Below are 19,129 nucleotides of genomic sequence, written 5' to 3' on the forward strand. Positions count from 1 at the left end.
ATGCGCCACAAAGCCACTTTCTGAGTCTGACCACGTTATCCGCCTGATTTGTTGCAAAGCGTTGCATCGTATGCAACTGTGGCTCGGGGGTCCAATCCCAAGTTCCTAAAAGGCGGTCTGCACTGCCAGCACCACGCTGCGCACCGGCTGGTACTTGGCCAGCTTGATTTCCCCGGTGCGCAAGCTGTCGTCCATGTAGCGGAAGGTCTGTCCGAACAGATTCTTGGCCGTCAGCGTCACCGTCACCGGCGCCGACCGGACACGGTGGCCCAGCGTGAAGTCGAAAACGTTGAATCGCTCGCTGCCGGCGGGCTCGGAGGAGCGCGACACCCGGCGCACCTGCTGTCGCACGTGAGTCATTGCCAGCTCGCCAAACCAGCCGTCGTCGAGGAAGTAGCGCACCGCTACGGGCAGTTCGTCGGTACGCACGCGCACTGGAAAGCCCGCGGACGAATGCGGGTGTCGGCGGTAGCCGTCGTGCTGGACCGTGCCACGCACCGCCAGCCGGGTCGTCGGCGTCCACAACACCGACAAGCGGCCCTGCTGTTCGATCCAGGTTTCGCTGGGAAAGCGGCCACTGCCATCGGCCCGCAGGGCGCCGGGGAATTCCTCGCTTCGTTCCACGGCCTCCGCGGACAGCCGGAGCTGAGGCGACAACAGCACATCGGCCCCCAGGCCGGCGACCCTCGACACCACGCCGGCGGAATCGTCGAACAGCTGGGTGAAGCCGGCCACATGGGTTGGCTCCAGGGCCTGCTCCAGCGAAGCCAGCCGCTTGACGGTGCGGAAGGCCGCTGCCCGCAGCGTGGTGCCGACCGCGGGCTGCCACAGCAGGCCGAGCTTGGGCAACCAGACATCGGTGGCGGGTCCGACGAGTTTGGTGCGCACATGGGCCAGGCCCAGGGTGGCGTGCAGCGTGGGCGTCACCGGCTGCTGCCAATAGGCATACACATGGTCCTGCTTGTAAGCGACGTCGCCGACGAGCGTGCTGCACGGCGCCTGCACCGAGCAAGGGCCTGCCGGACCGACGTTCGGATCCACCGTGCTGATGATGGTCTCAGCTTCATACCGCGGCCACGCCGCACCCAGCAGCAGGTGGCCATGCCGGGTGTCCAGTTGGTACTGGCCCTCCAGCGTGCGGGTGCTCAAGTCACTCAACAGCCGCTGTTGCCGCGGCACAAAGCCGAACTGCGTATTGCCGTCACGCTGCAGCGTGCCGTACGACAGCGTGATCACCTCACCCGCCCGCGGCCGCCAGGCCAGGCCCAGCCGCGCATCGCGCTGATGCACGTCGTTGCTGCCGCGCTGCCAGGCGCCGGGGGCGTCGAAGTTGGAGCGCAGCTGGCCATAGGTGCTGTGCCGGTCGCGCCAGTGGCCCTGCAGGTTCAGCGTGGGCAGCACGCGGCCCTGCAGCAGCACCTCGTCCACCTGGTGGTTCAACTCGCTGTTGGGTCGGAAACCGCCGGAGTGATAGCGGAATGCGCCCGCGTCCAGCGCCAGCGATTCGCCGGCATAGGCCGCGCTCAGCTCTGCCGACCACAGCCCCCGGGTGCCGCCGGCCAGGCCGGCCCGGCCACTGACGCCGCGTTCGTCGAAGTAGCGGGAGTCGTCATTGGGCGTGCCCAGCACCGATTCATCCACCGAGCCCATCAGCGCCGACGAACTGCGGCGCGGCAGCAGGTAGGCGGGCTGCACCGGCTGCAGCAGCAGGGCCTGCAGCGTCTGGCTGGCCACGGCGGCTTCATGGCGGTCGCGGCCGCTGTAGGCATCGGCCAGGAAGCGGTGCGCGGCGGCACTGGCCGGCTCCAGCGCCAGCGCGCGGGTGGCCTCGGTGACGGCCAGCGGGCCGAAGCCCAGCTCGTCGTAGATGCGGGCCAGCGTGGTGCCGCGCACCGCCCGGTCGTCATTGAGCAGCAGGCGCGGGCGGAGCACGGCGCGGTTGTCGTTCAGCGCGATGGAGCGCATGACCTCGTCCAGTGCCTGCACCGGCCGGTTGTCCAGCAGCTGCTGCATGGCGCCGTAGAACCAGGGCGTGGGGTCCAGCGGGTCGCGCTCCCTGGCCAGCGACCACTGGGTTTGCGCGGCCCCGGCGCGGCGCTCCTGCGCGTAGGCCTTGCCGAGCGTGCTGCGCAACTGCGCGCTTTCAGGGTCCAGCGCCACGGCCAACTCGAGCGACTGGCGGCCGGCTTCGAGCTGGCCCTCGCGGATCAACGCCAGGCCCTGGCCCATGCGCGGCAGCGGGTCGCCCTGGTCCAGGCGGATGGCGCGCTGGAAGGACTGCCGGGCGGCCGCCGTGTCGAAGGCGGCCAGCAGGGAAAAGCCCAGCACCGAGTGCGCACGCGCCAGCGCCGGGTCGTGCTGCACCGCGCGTTCGGCAGCTTCACGCGCCGAGGCCTGGTCACCGGCCTGCAGGGCCAGCTCGGCCACCCGGGCCCAGGCCAGCGCATGGCCCGGCTCCTGGGCCACGGCCGCGCGTGCGTGCACGGTGGCCGCATCCAGGTCGAAGCGTGACTGCTGCACATAGGACAGCGCCAGCAGCGCGGCGGTGGCGCGCGGGTCGGCGGCCACGGCGGCCTCAGCCAGGGCCAGCGCCCCGGCGGTGTCGTTGCGCACCAGGGCAACGATGGCCTGCAGCGCCAGCGCTTCGGCATGGGCCGGATCGCCGGCCGCAATGGAAGTGAGCTCCGGCAGCGCCTGGTCAGCCCGCCCCACCTGCAGCAGCAACGCGGCGCGCTGCAGTCGGAAGGCGCCGGTGCGCTCCTGCGCCGGCCGGGCGTCGAGCGAGGCGACCGCCTCGGCCACCCGTCCTTCGGCGGCCAGTGCGGCGGCCTGGCGCACGGCCGGCAGATCGGCGCCGACGCGCGGCTGCACCGTGGGGTAGTGCACGGCCCACTGCACGGCGTCCCGCGGGCGCAGCACCAGCGACTTTCGCGGCGCCGCCCCTGCCGGGCCGACGGCCTGCTCACCGGCCGCCAGGTCCACCCGGCCGGCCGCATTGCTGGCCACCACGTGGCCTTCGTACACCAGCACGCTGGCCTGGGCCTCGTCCACGCGCACCAGGAACTCGGTGCCCTCCACGTTCGCATTGACGAAGGGCGTGGTCAGCCGGAAGGGGCGCGGCGTGCGCGTGATTACGTTGACGATGCCGCGCAGCTGTTCCACCAGCGTGCCGCGCGGCGCCTCCGGCGCCAGCAGCGTGACGCTGGTCTGCTGGTCCAGCCGCAGCGTGGTCTCATTGCTCATCAACAGGGCGGCGCGGCTGCGTTCGCCCACGCGCACCAGGTCGCCGGCACACAGCGGCTGGTCCATCTCGGCCCGCTGCCAGGGAGCTTCGGCGCCACGGCGAACTTCCACCAGGCCTTGCACCGAGGCCATGCGCGCCAGCGGCGGCTCGCAGGCGGCGGCAGCCTGCGTTGCGGCCATCAGGCAGCCGGCACCGGCCCAGGCCCATTGCACGATGGCGCGTACCCCCTGGCGCCAGCGGCCGGCCGCGCCGGTCATGAGGTTCTTGATCAAGGGTCCACTCGCAGGTCGGTGACGGTGTCGTGCAACGAGACGTAAATATTCAACCTGCGTAGGCTACATCACGACGAGCCCGATTTGCCTGAGCCATGTCATTTCGCAGCGACCTGAATTGGTAACTTCGGGTCGTGGTGTTGCGGGTCGGACAACAAATGCCGGCATTGCGCGAAGTAATACGCACACGGCCCATCATCGGGCCATTGACGCAGCAACGCTTCGAAGCCCGACATCGCCAAGGATGCATGGCCTTGCCGGTAGGCGGCCAATGCATCGGCAAAGGCCGTCAATCGCCCATCCAGGGCAGCGGAGGCCGGGCCGGCAAGGCCCATCACCTCCACCACGTCCACCGGCTCGCGCTTGCCCGTCAACACGAAGCTGCCCACCGGCCGCAGCACGAAAACGTGCCGCAGGCCGGCCGCCATCTCGGCCGACGCCAGCACACGGGTGCCCAGCAGCTTGTTCAGGCCCTCCAGCCGCGAGGCGGTGTTCACCGCATCCCCCACCGCGCGGAATTCGTAATGCGTGCGTGCGCCGACGGTGCCGATGCGCATGTCGCCGCAATGCAGGCCGATGCGCGTGGGCAGGGCGGCGGGCGAGCCCGGCGGCTCCTGCGCCAGGGCCGCCTGGATGGCGAGTGCCGCGTGGCAGGCCGCACTGCGGGCGGCCGGTTCGTCGGGCGGTGATTCCCACAGCGCCAGCATCGCGTCGCCGACCACGTCGATCACCCAGCCGCCGTGGCGCGCCACCGGCTCGAACAGGCGCGCATAGTAGGCATTGAGGGTCTCGCCCAGCGCCTGCGGATCCATCCGCTCGGCCAGTGCGCTGTATTGCACCGCGTCGGTGGCCATGCACACGCCGAAGCCCACCCGGTGCGCCGCGGCGATGTGCGCCGGCGCCTGGGCCAGCTGCTCGGCCACGCCACGCGGTACGAAGTGCGCGAACGCCTGGTGCATCCGGTCGCGCTCACGCCGGTTGTGCCGCATGCGCAGCCACAGCAGCAGGCCGACGGCCACCGGCCACTGCACCAGCAGCGGCACCACCAGCGGCCACCACTGCGCCTGCCGGGTGAAAACCACCAGGCCGCAGGCGGCCAGCGCCAGCGGCAGCAGCGCCATCAGCAGCCCGGGCCACCAGCGCGCCCGCCACGCCGACAGCACACCCAGCAGCAGGCCCCAGCCGGCCACCAGCATGGCCGCGGCGGCCGGCGCCAGCGGCATCAGCGGCCGGCCCTGCTGCAGGTTGGCAAAGGCGGTGGCGGCGATCTCCACGCCGCTGACGTCCACGCCCGACTCGTCGGAAAACACGGTGCGGTAGTCGTCGCGCAGACGGTCCTGCGCGCCGGAGGACTCCGCCGAGAAACCGACGAACACCATGCGTCCGGCGAACAGCGACGGCTGCTCCCGTGCCAGCCGCGCCACATCCGCATAGGCCACCGTGCGGATGCTGCGCGCCGGGCCATGGAAGTTGAGGTGGGCCACGCTTCCGCCCGCATGCAGCGCCACGAGCGTGGCCACCTGCGGCGGCGCTTCGAGGGCCGACGGCAGCAGGCGCTGCACGGCGGCCGCATGTCCGGGCCAGCGCACGAAGCGCTCGCGCAGCCAGCGCAGCCGTGCCGCCGGCTGCGCCGCATCGGCCAAGGGCGTGGCCAGCGGGCCCGCGCAATCCGCCGTGGGCTGCGCCCGGCAGGACAGGCCGACCAGCGCATCCACCGCCGTGGGATGGAAGAGGTGGAAGGCCAGCACCGGCAGGCTGGGCATGTGGTCGGCGCCGCGGCGGAAGGTCCAGTAGGCATCCACCCGCGCGTCCTTCGGCAGCACGAAGGGCGCATGCTCGCGTGCCGCTTCGCCGATGGGCCCTACCGATGGCCGCACCTGTTCCACCACCGCCTGCGCGCCGCCGCTGCGCCACACGTCGGTGCGCAGCGACGACGTGAGCAGCACGTTGCCGGCCAGCTGCAGGCTGCGTGCGAAGGCGTCGTCGTCCGCGGTGGCGGATTCGAAGGTGAGGTCAAAGGCCACCAGCCGGGCGCCTGCCGCATGGAGCTGGGCCACCAGCTCGGCATGGCGGCTGCGTGGCCATTGGCGCGGCCGCTCGGGCAGGCCGAAGGCACTGGCGGAACGTTCATCGATGGCCACCACCAGCACCTCTTCGGGCGGCGGCACTGCGCCGCGGGCAGTGAACAGCAGGCGCGGGCCGATCGACGATTCCAGCGGCAGCAGCGGCTCCAGCGCCCAGGCCAGCAGGCCGAGCAGCGCCAGCAGCAGGGCCGGGCCCGCCGAGCGCCAGCTCACCAGCGGGTGGGCAGCGGCTTGATGATCACGAAGCACTCGGGCTCGAGACGCACATAGCCGCCCGTCTCCAGGTCCTTCAGCAGCCGGCTGACCATGGCACGGGAGCAGCCCAGCCGGCTGGCCAGTTCCTTGTGCGTCCAGCGCTCGCGGATCACGCGGGTGCCGTCGCCACCGGGCTCGGCGATGGTGTTGACCATGTGGATCAGGCGCCCATAAACATCATTGAGTGCCAGTTGCCGCGCATTCATCGTGGCACTGCGCACACGGCGAATCACCTTGGACAGCAACTCGAATGCGAATTCGGGATGCTGCGCAATGTGCTCGAGCACCGTTTGCCGGCTGACCACCGCGCAGGTGCAACGCTCGATGGTGACCACGCTGGCCGAGCGCACGCCGCCGTCCAGGCTCAGTTCACCGAGGTATTCGCCCGGGCCGTAGACGCCATAGGTGATCTCCTGGCCTTTTTCGCCCACGGAATAGGCGCGCACGCGGCCCGACAGCAGGATGTAGATGGTGTCGTCGCGATCGCCTTCCTGGATCAGCAATGAGCCGGTGCGGTAATGGCAGACACGCCCCCGCTGAGCCAGCCGATGCAATAGCGGGCTCAGGAATTGGCAGGAAAGATCTTCTTCGACGGTTTGGTTCGACATGCCCGGCACGTGAGCCCAGATGCTCTTCTCTGCATCGTAACGGGCTTTGCAAAATTACCTGTGCAATGCCTCAGGCGTGCGCATGTGTAAGCCTCGCGTCAGCGAGCGCGGCTTCCTTCATGCCGGCGGCACGCAAGGCCGTGACCAGCGGCGGCAGGCAGGCCACCTGCTGCACCAGTGCGCGGATGCTGGAGGCGCCCGTCTTGGCGCGGATGCTGCCGATCTGCGTGCGCACGGTGGACAGGCGCACGCCCTGCATCTGCGCCGCCTCGTGCGGCGTGACGCCGCTGCACAGGGCCTTGAGCACCTGGGTCTCGGCGCCGGTCAGGCCATGGCCACGCGCAAAGGCTTCGACCGACAGCGCCTCGCATACCTGCCGCTTGCTGAACATCAGCAAACTGGCGCCTTCGTCCTGCCCCTGCGGCCCGGCCAGCGGCACCACCGCCAGGCTGACGCGCCGTGGTGCCTGCCCCACGGTGAGCATGCAGCGCAGGTCGCGCTCGGCCGCATCGGCCAGGGCGTCGCGCAGCGCGCCGTCGTCGTCGGCATGGCGGGTGCGCAGTTGATGGCCCACCACCAGCAGCGGATGCGCGCCGTCGGCGAGGTCCAGCCGGGCCACGTGGTTCATGTGCAGCACGCGGCCGCGGTGGCTCACCAGCAGCAGGCCGTAGTCCACCTCGTCCAGTGCCAGCTGCAGCCAGTGCGCGGCATCGGGCCGACGTCGCCTTTCAAGGCCGCGATAGGCCGCGGGTCGGCCCAGGGAGGGCGCGGGCAGCATGTGCAGGGCGCTGGACATCAGGCTGTCGGGCGACATGGACTCTCCGGTTCACACGCGGCGGGCGGCGGTGCGCAGCACAGCGTAGGTCGCCCTGCATGGCACGCAACAGTGCAATGTGACTTGCTACGCGTGAATATTCACGCTTTTTGGCCTTGGCGTGCCGTGCGGCGCCCTGTCAGAGGCTGAAGTCGTAGTCGATCACCAGCGGCGCATGGTCTGAAAAGCGCTGCTCGATGTAGATGTGCTCGCGCCGCGCGGCGGCCGCCACGCCGGGCGTGGCCAGGTGGTAGTCCAGACGCCAGCCCACGTTCTTGGCCCAGGCCTGCCCGCGGTTGCTCCACCAGGTGTATTGCTCCGCACGATCGTTGAGCGTGCGGAACACGTCCACCAGGCCCGCCTCGTCCAGGAGGCGGGTCATCCACGCGCGCTCCTCGGGCAGGAAGCCGCTGTTCTTCTGGTTGCCGCGCCAGTTCTTCAGGTCGATTTCCTTGTGCGCGATGTTGATGTCGCCCATCAGGATGAATTCGCGCTCGGTCCTCAGCCGCACCAGGTGCAGATACATCTTGGCCAGGAAGCGGAATTTGGCGGCCTGCCGCTCCTCGCCGCTGCTGCCGCTGGGAAAGTAACAGCTGATGAGGCTGAGCTTTCGGCCGCCGGTGTCGTAGCGGGCCTCCACGTAGCGGCCCTCGGCATCGAATTCATCGGGGTCGAAGCCGAGGATGACGTCGGTGGGCGGCTTGCGCGAATACAGGCCCACGCCGGAGTAGCCCTTCTTCTCGGCATAGTGGAAATGCCCGGCCATGCCGTCGAGGGAATCGAAGCGCCCGACCACGGTATCCGCCTGGGCCTTGACCTCCTGCACCCCCATACAATCTGCGCCCGTTTGCGCGGCCCAGGCCTCGAAACCCTTGGTGGCCGCCGAGCGAATGCCGTTCAGATTCAGGGTGACGAGCCGAAACATACCTTGAGGACCTTCCTTCATGAGCACCCACGAACACACCGACCCGCTGGCCCAAGAGTTCGTCGAGTTCTCGGTGAAGGCCGGTGTGCTTCGCTTTGGCGAGTTCAAGACCAAGGCGGGGCGGATGTCGCCCTATTTCTTCAACGCCGGCTTGTTCGATGACGGCGCCAAGCTGGGCCGCCTGGCGGAATTCTATGCACGCCGTCTGCTGGCTTCCGGCCTGCAGTTCGACATGCTGTTCGGCCCGGCCTACAAGGGCATCACCCTGGCCGCCGCCGTGAGCATGGAACTGGCCCGGCTGGGGCATAACCGTCCGTTCGCGTACAACCGCAAGGAAGCCAAGGACCACGGCGAGGGCGGCACGCTGGTGGGCGCGCCGGTGCGTGGCCGCGTGCTCATCATCGACGACGTGATCTCCGCCGGCACCTCGGTGCGCGAATCGATCACGATGATCGAAGCCGCCGGCGGCCAGCCGGTGGGCGTGGCGCTGGCGCTGGACCGGCAGGAAAAGGCCACCGAGAACGGCGCCGACGTGCCCTGGTCGGCGGTGCAGGACGTGACCAGCCGTTTCAAGTTGAACGTGGTCTCGGTTGCCACGCTCAAAGATCTTCTGGACTATCTGGACACCACCAGCGACAGCACGCTGGCGGCCCACGCCGAAAGCGTTTCCCGCTACCGAGCCCGTTACGGAATTTGAATGCCCCGACCGACACCCCGCCTGGCAATTGCACGATGGCTGGCCGCTGCCTTCGTGTGCACAGGCGCGTGTGGCGCGCTGGCGCAGCCGCAGCCTTCGGCATCCGCCAGCCCCGGCATCTACACCTGCACCACGGCTGACGGCCGGCGGCTCACGTCCGACCGCCCCATTCCGGCCTGCAACGCGCAGGAACAGCGGGTGCTCAACAGCGACGGCTCGCTGCAGCGCATCCACCCGCCGTCGCTCACCGCCGAGGAGCGCGCCGCGCGCGAAGCCGCCGAGCGCCGCGCCCAGGCCGAGCGCACCGCACAGCTGGACGCCATCCGGCGTGACCGCAACCTGATCAACCGCTTTCCGAACGAGGCGGCGCACCGCAAGGCCCGCGAGGCATCGCTGGACACGGTGCGCGTGGCCATCCGCAATACCGAGATGCGGCTGCAGCGCCTGGCCGCCGAGCGCAAGCCGCTGGATGCGGAAGCCGAGTTCTACCGGGACCGCCCGCTGCCCGGCCTGCTGAAGCAGCAGCTGGACGCCAACGAGGCCGCAGCCGAGGCACAGCGCGCCGCCGCGCAGACCCAGGCGGCCGAGCTCGAGCGCATCAACCGGCTGTACGACGCCGAGCTGGACCGCCTGCGCCGACTGTGGGCCGGCGCGCCGGCGGGCTCGCTGGGCGGGGCGCAGACGCTGCCCGCCAGCGACACCCGCACCGGCGTCAAGAACTGAGCTTCTTCTTCAGCAGCTCGGTGGCCTGGGCCGGATTGGCCTTGCCCTTGCTGGCCTTCATCACCTGGCCGACCAGGGCGTTGAAGGCCTTGTCCTTGCCGGCGCGGAACTCGTCCACCGACTTCTGGTTGGCCGCCAGCACCTCGGCCACGATGGCCTCCAGCGCGCCGGTGTCGCTCATCTGCTTCAGGCCCTTGGCCTCGATCACGGCATCGACGTCGGCCTCGCCCGACCACAGCGCCTCGAACACCTGTCGCGCGCCGTTGTTCGAAATGGTGCCGTCGCCGATGCGGCCGATCAGCTTGGCCAGCGTCGCTGCCGACACCGGGCAGGCGTCGATCGTCTTGCCCTCGGCATTCAGCCGGCGCGACACCTCGCCCATCAACCAGTTGGCCACCAGCTTGGGCTGCCCGCAGGCGTCACGCGCGGTCTCGTAGAACCGGGCCAGCGCCAGGCTCTGCGTCATCATCGTCGCGTCGTAGGCGGGCAGGCCGTCGGCGGTCTGGAAGCGCTCGGCCATCGTCGCCGGCAGCTCGGGCATCTCGCCCTTCACCCGCTCGACCCAGGCCGGCTCGATCACCAGCGGCGGCAGGTCGGGGTCGGGGAAGTAGCGGTAGTCGTGCGCGTCTTCCTTGGTGCGCATCGAACGCGTCTCGCCCGTGTCGGGGTTGAACAGCACCGTCGCCTGCACGATGGGCAGGCCGTCTTCCAGCTGGTCGATCTGCCACTGCACCTCGTAGTCGATGGCCTGCTGCAGGAAGCGGAAGCTGTTGAGGTTCTTGATCTCGCGCCGGGTGCCGAAGGGCTGGCCCGGGCGGCGCACCGACACGTTGGCGTCGCAGCGGAAGCTGCCTTCCTGCATGTTGCCGTCACAGATGCCCAGCCAGGTGACCAGGCCGTGCAGCGTGCGCGCGTATTCCACCGCCTCGGCGGAAGAGCGCATCTCGGGCTCGGACACGATTTCCAGCAACGGCGTGCCGGCGCGGTTGAGGTCGATGCCGGTCTGGCCGTGGTAGTCCTCGTGCAGCGACTTGCCGGCATCCTCTTCCAGGTGCGCGCGGGTCAGGTTGACGGTCTTGCGGTGCTCGCCGACGAAGAAGCTGATCTTGCCGCCCTGCACCACCGGGATCTCGTACTGGCTGATCTGGTAGCCCTTGGGCAGGTCCGGGTAGAAGTAGTTCTTGCGCGCAAAGATCGACAGCGGCGCCACCTTGGCGCCGACGGCCAGACCGAAGCGGATGGCGCGCTCGACCGCGCCGCGGTTCATCACCGGCAACGTGCCGGGCAGCGCCAGGTCGACGGCGCAGGCCTGGGTGTTGGGCGCGGCGCCGAACTGCGTGCTGGCGCCGCTGAAGATCTTGCTCTGGGTGGAAAGCTGCGCGTGCGTCTCGAGGCCGATGACGACCTCGTAGCCGCGGATCATGTGGGCAGTGGACATGGGCGTGTGCCGGTTCCTGTCTAGAAGCCCGCCGGAGCGCGGGTGTGCCAGTCGGTGGCCTGCTGGAAGGCATGGGCGGCATGCAGCAGGGTGCCTTCGGCGAAGTAGTTGCCGATGAGCTGCAGGCCCACCGGCATGCCGCCGTCGCCGGTGCCGGCCGGCACGCTCATGCCGGGCAGGCCGGCCAGGCTGGCGGGCAGCGTGAAGATGTCGGCCAGGTAGGCCTTCACCGGGTCGTTGCCCTGCTCGCCCAGATGCCAGGCCACGCTGGGCGCCACCGGGCCGGCGATCACGTCGCAGTCGCGGAAGCAGGCCTGGAAGTCGTCGGCGATCATGCGGCGCAGCTTCTGCGCCTGCAGGTAGTAGGCGTCGTAGTAGCCGTGGCTCAGCACGTAGGTGCCGATCATGATCCGGCGCTGCACCTCGGCGCCGAAGCCTTCGGCGCGCGACTTCTTGTACATGTCGAGCAGGTCGGCGTACTTGTCGGCCCGGTGGCCGAACTTGACGCCGTCGAAGCGGCTCAGGTTCGAGCTCGCCTCGGCCGGCGCGATGATGTAGTACACGGGGATCGACAGCTCGGTGCGCGGCAGGCTCACGTCCACCAGCGTGGCGCCGAGCTTCTGCAGCTCGGCCAGCGCCGCGCGCACCGTGCCCTCCACATCGGCCGCCAGCGCCTGCGGGAAGAACTCCTTCGGCAGGCCGATGCGCAGGCCTTTCAGCGGCTGGGCGGCGGTGGCGCCTTCACGCGGCGCCAGCATTTGCGCATGGAAGTCCTGCGGCGGCCGCTCGGCGCTGGTGGCGTCGCGCGGGTCGAAGCCGCTCATCGCCGACAGCAGTAGCGCGCAGTCCTCGGCGCTGCGGGCCAGCGGGCCGGCCTGGTCCAGGCTGGAGGCGAAGGCAATCATCCCGTATCGCGAGCACACGCCGTAGGTCGGCTTGATGCCGGTCACGCCCGAGAAGCTGGCCGGCTGGCGAATGGAGCCGCCGGTGTCGGTGCCGGTGGCGGCAGGCAGCAGCCGCGCGGCAACGGCCGCGGCCGAGCCGCCCGAGGAGCCGCCCGGCACCCGCGTGGTGTCCCAGGGGTTGCGTACGGCGCCGTAGGCCGAGTTCTCGTTGGCCGAACCCATCGCGAACTCGTCGCAGTTGAGCTTGCCCAGGCTCACCATGCCGGCGCCGGCCACGCCATCGGCGCCGCGGCCCAGGCGAGCCACCACGGTGGCGTCGAACGGGCTGCGGTAGCCGGCCAGCATCTTCGAGCCGGCGGTGGTGGGCGCGTCGGCGGTGACGAACACGTCCTTGTGCGCGATGGGCACGCCGGTCAGCGCATGGGCCTGGCCAGCGGCGCGGCGTGCGTCGGCGGCACGGGCCTGCGCCAGCGCGTTGTCGGCGTCCAGGTGCAGGAAGCTTCCGAGTTGCGCATGGCCTTCGGCGCGCGACAGCAGCGCCTGCGTCAGCTCGACGCTGGAGACTTCGCCCGCGGCCAGCGCGGCGGACAGCGCGGCCACGCCGCGCGTGTGGAGGTCGGCGCCGCTCATTCGATCACCTTGGGCACGAGGAACAGGCCGTCCTGCACGGCCGGGGCGCTGCGCTGGTTGGCTTCACGCTCGTTCGATTCGGTCACGGCGTCCTCGCGCAGGCGCAGCTGCACGGCCTGCACGGCGGACAGCGGGGTGTACAGCGGCTCGACGCCGCTGGTGTCCACGGCGCTCATGCGTTCGACGATGCCGAAAAAGCCGTTGAGCTGCTCCAGCAACTCGGTGCGGGCTTCAGGCTTGAGTTCCAGCCGCGCCAGATGCGCGATGCGGCTCACGTCCTCGGGGGTCAGGGCCATCGGTGGGGGCTTGTTGGGGTTGGCGCCGGGTCGGTAAATCAGGCTGCACATCGGCGGCAACGCCGTGCAAAACCACCGATCGGCGGGGGTTGATGGGGTATTATCTCCCGTTCCCCACAAGGCTCATGGTCCGCCGCACGTTGCCGCGCAACGCCGCCGTGCCCGGTTCTGGGCAAGGTGATGGGGCAAGAGATCCAGGTGCCGCGCGGCCCTCGGGGCCGGGCGCCACGCCCTCCGAACGAACAACCCTCCAAATTTGATGCGCCAGCCGCTGCAGCGATGCGTCCCGGGCCCGGTGGTCCGGTCGATGCGCGCGGCCGTTGAGTGCGCCCCCCTCCCCCCGCCATGTTCGAATCGTTTCGCCGTTACTTCTCCACCGATCTCGCCATCGACCTGGGCACCGCCAACACGCTGATCTACGTTCGCGGCAAGGGCATCGTGCTGGACGAGCCCTCCGTGGTCGCCATCCGCCACGAAGGCGGCCCCCACGGCAAGAAGACGATCCAGGCCGTCGGCGCGGAAGCCAAGGCCATGCTGGGCAAGGTGCCGGGCAACATCGAAGCCATCCGCCCGATGAAGGACGGCGTGATCGCCGACTTCACCGTCACCGAGCAGATGCTCAAGCAGTTCATCAAGATGGTGCATCCGCGCTCGGTGCTCAAGCCCAGCCCGCGCATCATCATCTGCGTGCCCTGCGGCTCCACCCAGGTGGAGCGCCGCGCCATCCGCGAGAGCGCGCTGGGCGCCGGCGCCTCTGAGGTCTACCTGATCGAGGAGCCGATGGCCGCCGCGATCGGTGCCGGCCTGCCGGTGAGCGAAGCCTCCGGCTCCATGGTGGTCGACATCGGCGGCGGCACCACGGAAGTGGGCGTCGTGTCGCTGGGCGGCATGGTCTACAAGGGCAGCGTGCGGGTGGGCGGCGACAAGTTCGACGAAGCCATCATCAACTACATCCGCCGCAACTACGGCATGCTGATCGGCGAGCCCACCGCCGAGGCGATCAAGAAGAACATCGGCAGCGCGTTTCCGGGCTCCGAGGTCAAGGAGATCGAGGTCAAGGGCCGCAACCTCAGCGAAGGCGTGCCGCGCAGCTTCACCATCAGCAGCAACGAGATCCTCGAGGCGCTGACCGACCCGCTGAACAACATCGTCTCCAGCGTCAAGAACGCGCTGGAACAAACCCCGCCGGAGCTGGGTGCCGACATCGCCGAGCGCGGCATGATGCTCACCGGCGGCGGCGCGCTGCTGCGCGACCTGGACCGCCTGCTGGCAGAGGAAACCGGCCTGCCGGTGCTGGTGGCCGAAGATCCGCTGACCTGCGTGGTGCGCGGCTGCGGCATGGCCCTGGAGCGCATGGAGCGCCTGGGCAGCATCTTCACCTCGGAGTAAACCGCCGACACTGCTGCCACGGGCCGGCGCGTGCAGCATCACGTGGCCGGCCTTGCCGCATCTGAGCACCTGACTTCCTGAGCCGACACCATGCAGTTGGGCACCCTCGACCGCACTCCCCCGCCCTTCTTCCGCCAGGGCGTGTCGGCACTCACCAAGCTGCTGTTCTGCTCCGCGCTGGCCGTGTTCCTGATGGTGGCCGATGGGCGCTTCCAGCTTGTGGTCACCGCACGTGCGGTGCTGGCCACCGCGCTGCTGCCGGTGGAGCGCGCGCTGATGGTGCCGCGCGAGATCCTGCTCGGCGGCCGCGACTACCTGGAAGGCATCAGCCAGGCCCGTGCGGCCGAGGACGCGGCCCGGGTGCAGATGGTTCGCCAGGCCGAGCGCGTGGCGCAGGTGGACCTGCTGGAACGCGAGAACCAACGCCTGCGCGCGCTGCTGGAGCTGCGGCCCGCGGTGACGGTCCGCTCGCTGGCGGCCGAGGTGCTGTACGAGGCGGCCGACCCCTTCTCGCGCAAGGTGTTCATCGACCGCGGCGAGCGCCATGGCGTGGTGACCGCATCGCCGGTGGTCAATGAATCGGGCGTGATGGGCCAGGTGACACGCGTGTACCCGCTGACCGCCGAAGTGACGCTGCTGACCGACAAGGACGCCGCCATCCCAGTGCTGAACACCCGCACCCAGCAGCGCAGCGCCGCCTTCGGCGGGCCCGGCCAGGGCGCCGCGCTGGAGCTTCGCTACATGGCCGCCAACTCCGACGTGAAGGTGGGCGACGTGCTCACCACCTCCGGCGTGGACGGCGTGTACCCGTCAGGCCTGCCGGTGGCCACCGTGGCTGCGGTGGAACGCCAGGCGGATGCAGGATTCGCCCGCATCACGCTGCAACCTTCGGCGCCGCTGGACGGCGTGCGCCATGTGCTGGTGCTGGAGCCGCTGAGCACCCAATTGCCGCCGCCCCCGCCGCCGGAGCCGGAAGCCAAGGTCGACCCCCGGAGCAAGCGCAAGCCATGATCATGCCGCGCGGGTCGGACCAGCTGCTGCTGCCGGCCAATCCCTTCTTCGTCTGGTTCACGCTGCTGTTCGCGCTGGTGTTCAACCTGCTGCCGTTCGGCCGTGAACCGGCGATGCCGGACCTGCTGGCGCTGGTGCTGGTGTTCTGGAACGTGCACCAGCCGCGCCGGGTCGGCGTGGGCGCCGCCTTCGTGTTCGGCCTGCTGATGGACGTGCACGAGGCCGCGCTGCTCGGACAGCACGCGCTCGCCTACACGCTGCTGTCGTTCTTCGCCATCACCATTCACCGCCGGCTGCGCTGGTTCAGCCTGCCGGCGCAGGCGCTGCATGTGCTGCCGCTGTTCGCCGCCGCGCATGCGGTGTCCATCATCGTGCGGCTGGCCGCCGGCGGCATGCTGCCGGGCTGGCAGATCCTCTGGGCGCCGGTGATCGAGTCGGCCTTGTGGCTGCCGGCAACGTGGCTGCTGCTGGCGCCGCAGCGCCGCGCGCCCGATCCGGATCAGAATCGACCGCTGTGACCGAGATCAAGAACCTCGAACGCGAGATGAGCCGCTTCCGCGGCCGTCTGCTGGCTGCGGCCGTCTTCGTGCTGTTCGGCTTCGGGCTGATCGCCGCGCGCATGGTGCACCTGCAGGTGGTGCGCCACGAAGAGCTGGCGACGCGGGCCGAGGCCAACCGCATCGCCGTGCTGCCGGTGGTGCCCAACCGCGGGCTCATCGTCGACCGCAACGGCGTGGTGCTGGCCACCAACTATTCGGCCTACACGCTGGAGATCACGCCTTCCAAGGTGCACGACCTGGAAGCCACCATCGATTCGCTGGCGAAGCTGGTGGACATCCAGCCGCGCGATCGCCGCCGCTTCAAGCGGCTGATGGAGGAAAGCAAGAGCTTCGAGTCGCTGCCCATCCGCACCAAGCTCGACGACGCCGAGGTGGCGCGCTTCATGGCGCAGCGCTTCCGCTACCCCGGCGTGGACGTGCGCGCCCGGCTGTTCCGCAACTATCCGCTGGGCGAAGTGGGTGCGCATGTGGTGGGCTACATCGGCCGCATCAACCAGACCGAGAAGAAGGCGATGGAGGACTGGGACGAGGATGTCCAGGCCAACTACCGCGGCACCGAGGTCATCGGCAAGCTGGGCGTGGAGCAGAGCTACGAGCGCGAGCTGCACGGCCAGACGGGCTTCGAGGAGGTGGAGACCAGCGCCGGCGGCCGCGCCGTGCGTCGGTTGAAGAGCCATCCCTCCACGCCCGGCAACACCCTGGTGCTGTCGCTCGACATCAAGCTGCAGGCGCTGGTGGAACAGATGTTCGGCGACCGCCGTGGCGCGCTGGTGGCCATCGACCCGCGCAACGGCGAGGTGCTGGCGTTCGTCAGCAAGCCCACCTTCGACCCCAACCTGTTCGTCGACGGCATCGACTACGACAGCTGGAAGGAACTCAACGAGTCCATCGACCGGCCGCTGCTGAACCGTGCGCTGCGCGGCACGTACCCGCCGGGCTCCACCTTCAAGCCCTTCATGGCGCTGGCTGCGCTCAACAGCGGCAAGCGCAGCGGCGGCGCGGTGGTGCAGGACAACGGCAGCTTCGTCTTCGGCAACCACACCTTCCGCAGCCACGGCGACAAGGGCCTCGGGCCGGTGGACATGTACCGCTCCATCGTCAAGTCCAGCAACGTCTACTACTACTCGCTGGCCAACGAGATGGGCGTGGACCTGATGCACGAGCAGCTGTCGCCGCTGGGCTTCGGCCGCCGCACCGGCATCGACCTGGAAGGCGAAAGCGCCGGCCTGCTGCCTTCCACCGCCTGGAAGAAGCGGGCCTACAAGCGGCCCGAGCAGCAGCGCTGGTACTCGGGCGAGACCATCTCGCTGGGCATCGGCCAGGGCTACAACAACTTCACCATGCTGCAGCTGGCCAGCGCCACGGCCACGCTGGTGGCCGGCGGCCAGCGCTTCCAGCCGCGGCTGGTGCGGGAGGTGGAGAACGTGGTCACGCACCAGAAGACACGCGTCTCCGGCGACGCGCTGGAACCGCTGGCCTACAAGCCGGAGCATGTGTCGCTGATCCTGCGTGCGCTGCACGGCGTGACGCAGGAGGGCACCTCCACGCCGGTGTTCGCCGGCGCGCCCTACAAGACCGGCGGCAAGACCGGCACCGCGCAGGCGGTGGGCGTACGCGCCAATGAGAAGTACAACGCCGCCAAGCTCAGCGAGTACCAGCGCGACCACTCGGTGTACATGGCGTTCGCGCCGCTGGAAGCCCCGACCATCGCGCTGGCGGTGATCGTGGAGAACGCCGGCTGGGGCGCGGCTGCCGCGGCGCCGATCGCCCGCCGGGTGTTCGACTACGCGCTGCAGGGCCTGTGGCCCAACGACGAGGACATGGCCCTGACCCAGCAGGGCAAGTCCGGCGCCCCCTTCGGCACACCGCGCCAGGCGGCCGACGTGCCCTTGCCCGGCGGCACCGCCATGGCCGGCCTGCCCGGCGTGGCGCTGGACGTGGGCAGCGAGCGCGGTGCACCGGCGCCGGTGCCCGCGGTGCCGCCTGCACCGCCCGCCTCGGCGGCGCAGCAGGTGGCGCAGAGCGCGCCGCACAACCGGGCGACACGATGAGCGCGGTGATCGAACGCCCTTCGCTGTGGGTCCGCCTGCGGCCGCTGTTCATCGGCTACGACTACTGGCTGATCATCGGCATCTTGATGCTGGCCGGCGCTGGCCTGGTGGCCATGTATTCCGCCGGCTACGACCACGGCACCCGCTTCGTGGACCATGGCCGCAACATGCTGCTGGGCGCCGCGGTGCTGCTGGTAGTGGCGCAGGTGCCGCCGCAGCGGCTGATGATGCTGGCCGTGCCCATCTACGTGGTGGGCGTGGCGCTGCTGGTGGCCACGGCCATCTTCGGCGTCACCAAGAAGGGCGCCACCCGCTGGCTGGACGTGGGCGTGGTGGTGCAGCCCAGCGAGATCCTGAAGATCGGCATGCCGCTGATGATGGCCTGGTGGTTCCAGAAGCGCGAAGGCCAGTTGCGCGCGCTGGACTTCGCGGTGGGCGGGCTGATCCTGGCCGTGCCGGTGGGCCTGGTGATGAAGCAGCCCGACCTGGGCACCGCCATCCTCATCCTGGCCGGCGGGCTGTACGTGATGTTCTTTGCCGGCCTGAGCTGGAAGCTCATCCTGCCGGTCATCGTGCTCGGCGGCGTGGGCATCACCGCGCTGGTGTTGTCGGAAGACGCGATCTGCCAGCCCGACGTCGTGTGGCCGGTGCTGCGGGAGTACCAGAAGCATCGCGTGTGCACCCTGCTCGATCCCACGCAGGACCCGCTGGGCAAGGGCTTCCACATCATCCAGGGCATGATCGCCATCGGCTCCGGTGGCATCCACGGCAAGGGCTTCATGAACGGCACCCAGACGCACCTGGAGTTCATCCCCGAGCGCACCACCGACTTCATCTTCGCCGCCTTCAGCGAGGAGTTCGGCCTGGCCGGCGTGGCCGGTCTGCTACTCGGCTTCACCTTCCTGCTGTTCCGCGGCCTGATGATCGCGGCCGAGGCGCCCACCGTCTTCGCCCGCCTGCTGGCCGGGGCGCTGTCGTTGTCCATCTTCACCTACTGCTTCGTGAACATGGGCATGGTCAGCGGCATCCTGCCGGTGGTGGGCGTGCCGCTGCCCTTCGTCAGCTATGGCGGCACCGCCATGGTCACCATGGGCCTTGGGCTGGGCATCCTCATGTCCATCGCCAAGAGCCGGCGGCTGATGCAGAGCTAGGAGTCTGCGCGGCAGAAGCCGCGCCGCCTCCTAGCCTGCGGCTCTACGCACGGCTCCCCCGAGCCCCCTCCGAGAG

15 protein-coding genes are annotated in these 19,129 nt (G+C 69.7%); 7 read left to right on the top strand and 8 right to left on the bottom strand.

Translation table 11 applies throughout. The annotated features are described in order from the left end of the window. Window positions 1-105: 105 nt before the first annotated feature. The 5 genes from VO99_RS11025 to VO99_RS11045 form a co-directional block, all read right to left on the bottom strand. Window positions 106-3,516, bottom strand: a complete 3,411-nt coding sequence (locus VO99_RS11025; RefSeq protein ID WP_046112880.1) for a TonB-dependent receptor domain-containing protein — start codon at window positions 3,514-3,516, stop codon at window positions 106-108. 98 nt (window positions 3,517-3,614) lie between these two features. After that, entirely contained in the window at window positions 3,615-5,813 is a 2,199-nt protein-coding gene (locus tag VO99_RS11030; protein ID WP_046112881.1) for a CHASE2 domain-containing protein, read from the bottom strand. Continuing rightward, window positions 5,810-6,463, bottom strand: a complete 654-nt coding sequence (locus tag VO99_RS11035) for a Crp/Fnr family transcriptional regulator (RefSeq protein WP_052736260.1) — start codon at window positions 6,461-6,463, stop codon at window positions 5,810-5,812. Before VO99_RS11035 ends, VO99_RS11030 begins: the two co-directional genes overlap by 4 nt. Window positions 6,464-6,533: 70 nt before the next feature. Continuing rightward, window positions 6,534-7,277 (bottom strand): helix-turn-helix transcriptional regulator, encoded by a 744-nt coding sequence (locus tag VO99_RS11040; RefSeq protein WP_232315334.1) that lies wholly within the window; start codon window positions 7,275-7,277, stop codon window positions 6,534-6,536. A gap of 139 nt (window positions 7,278-7,416) precedes the next feature. After that, window positions 7,417-8,202, bottom strand: coding sequence for an exodeoxyribonuclease III (locus tag VO99_RS11045; protein ID WP_046112882.1), 786 nt, complete (start codon window positions 8,200-8,202; stop codon window positions 7,417-7,419). Window positions 8,203-8,221: 19 nt separating this feature from the next. Here VO99_RS11045 and pyrE point away from each other — a divergent pair, with 19 nt between their 5' ends. Further along, on the top strand, window positions 8,222-8,899 hold the full coding sequence (pyrE, locus tag VO99_RS11050; RefSeq protein ID WP_046112883.1) for an orotate phosphoribosyltransferase: 678 nt from the start codon (window positions 8,222-8,224) through the stop codon (window positions 8,897-8,899). Further along, entirely contained in the window at window positions 8,900-9,622 is a 723-nt protein-coding gene (locus tag VO99_RS11055; RefSeq protein ID WP_052736261.1) for a hypothetical protein, read from the top strand. It abuts the gene before it with no gap. On the opposite strand, the gene gatB is transcribed toward VO99_RS11055, so the two are convergent. From gatB to gatC, 3 genes are read right to left on the bottom strand one after another with little or no spacing between them, the layout of a single operon-like run. Continuing rightward, window positions 9,612-11,060 (bottom strand): Asp-tRNA(Asn)/Glu-tRNA(Gln) amidotransferase subunit GatB, encoded by a 1,449-nt coding sequence (gene gatB, locus VO99_RS11060; RefSeq protein ID WP_046112884.1) that lies wholly within the window; start codon window positions 11,058-11,060, stop codon window positions 9,612-9,614. The two genes, VO99_RS11055 and gatB, sit on opposite strands and share 11 nt — an antisense overlap. 20 nt (window positions 11,061-11,080) lie before the next feature. Beyond that, the gene (gene gatA / locus VO99_RS11065; RefSeq protein ID WP_046112885.1) at window positions 11,081-12,595 is read right to left on the bottom strand and encodes an Asp-tRNA(Asn)/Glu-tRNA(Gln) amidotransferase subunit GatA; all 1,515 of its coding nucleotides are present in this window, start codon (window positions 12,593-12,595) and stop codon (window positions 11,081-11,083) included. After that, window positions 12,592-12,891, bottom strand: coding sequence for an Asp-tRNA(Asn)/Glu-tRNA(Gln) amidotransferase subunit GatC (gatC, locus tag VO99_RS11070; protein ID WP_046112940.1), 300 nt, complete (start codon window positions 12,889-12,891; stop codon window positions 12,592-12,594). Before gatC ends, gatA begins: the two co-directional genes overlap by 4 nt. 345 nt (window positions 12,892-13,236) lie before the next feature. On the opposite strand from gatC, the gene VO99_RS11075 reads away from it, so the two are divergent. The 5 genes from VO99_RS11075 (at window position 13,237) to rodA (ending at window position 19,053) form a co-directional block, all read left to right on the top strand. Then, on the top strand, window positions 13,237-14,280 hold the full coding sequence (locus VO99_RS11075; RefSeq protein ID WP_046112886.1) for a rod shape-determining protein: 1,044 nt from the start codon (window positions 13,237-13,239) through the stop codon (window positions 14,278-14,280). 90 nt (window positions 14,281-14,370) lie between these two features. Further along, window positions 14,371-15,291: a rod shape-determining protein MreC gene (gene mreC / locus VO99_RS11080; RefSeq protein ID WP_046112887.1), complete on the top strand. Its 921-nt coding sequence runs from the start codon at window positions 14,371-14,373 to the stop codon at window positions 15,289-15,291. After that, entirely contained in the window at window positions 15,288-15,809 is a 522-nt protein-coding gene (gene mreD, locus VO99_RS11085; RefSeq protein WP_046112888.1) for a rod shape-determining protein MreD, read from the top strand. The genes mreC and mreD overlap by 4 nt, the downstream gene beginning before the upstream one ends. Further along, window positions 15,806-17,902, top strand: coding sequence for a penicillin-binding protein 2 (gene mrdA, locus VO99_RS11090; protein ID WP_046112889.1), 2,097 nt, complete (start codon window positions 15,806-15,808; stop codon window positions 17,900-17,902). Before mreD ends, mrdA begins: the two co-directional genes overlap by 4 nt. Beyond that, entirely contained in the window at window positions 17,899-19,053 is a 1,155-nt protein-coding gene (gene rodA, locus VO99_RS11095) for a rod shape-determining protein RodA (RefSeq protein ID WP_046112890.1), read from the top strand. Before mrdA ends, rodA begins: the two co-directional genes overlap by 4 nt. The last annotated feature ends 76 nt before the right edge of the window (window positions 19,054-19,129 follow it).

It is taken from the genome of Aquincola tertiaricarbonis (assembly GCF_000969605.1).
Taxonomy (GTDB): domain Bacteria; phylum Pseudomonadota; class Gammaproteobacteria; order Burkholderiales; family Burkholderiaceae_C; genus Aquincola; species Aquincola tertiaricarbonis.

Coding starts and splice junctions, on each gene's coding strand:
- VO99_RS11035 (WP_052736260.1), bottom strand. CDS start 6,463: ATGTCGAACCAAACCGTCGAAGAAGATCTTTCCTGCCAATTCCTGAGC.
- VO99_RS11040 (WP_232315334.1), bottom strand. CDS start 7,277: ATGTCGCCCGACAGCCTGATGTCCAGCGCCCTGCACATGCTGCCCGCG.
- VO99_RS11045 (WP_046112882.1), bottom strand. CDS start 8,202: ATGTTTCGGCTCGTCACCCTGAATCTGAACGGCATTCGCTCGGCGGCC.
- pyrE (WP_046112883.1), top strand. CDS start 8,222: ATGAGCACCCACGAACACACCGACCCGCTGGCCCAAGAGTTCGTCGAG.
- VO99_RS11055 (WP_052736261.1), top strand. CDS start 8,900: ATGCCCCGACCGACACCCCGCCTGGCAATTGCACGATGGCTGGCCGCT.
- gatB (WP_046112884.1), bottom strand. CDS start 11,060: ATGTCCACTGCCCACATGATCCGCGGCTACGAGGTCGTCATCGGCCTC.
- gatA (WP_046112885.1), bottom strand. CDS start 12,595: ATGAGCGGCGCCGACCTCCACACGCGCGGCGTGGCCGCGCTGTCCGCC.
- gatC (WP_046112940.1), bottom strand. CDS start 12,891: ATGGCCCTGACCCCCGAGGACGTGAGCCGCATCGCGCATCTGGCGCGG.
- VO99_RS11075 (WP_046112886.1), top strand. CDS start 13,237: ATGTTCGAATCGTTTCGCCGTTACTTCTCCACCGATCTCGCCATCGAC.
- mreC (WP_046112887.1), top strand. CDS start 14,371: ATGCAGTTGGGCACCCTCGACCGCACTCCCCCGCCCTTCTTCCGCCAG.
- mreD (WP_046112888.1), top strand. CDS start 15,288: ATGATCATGCCGCGCGGGTCGGACCAGCTGCTGCTGCCGGCCAATCCC.
- rodA (WP_046112890.1), top strand. CDS start 17,899: ATGAGCGCGGTGATCGAACGCCCTTCGCTGTGGGTCCGCCTGCGGCCG.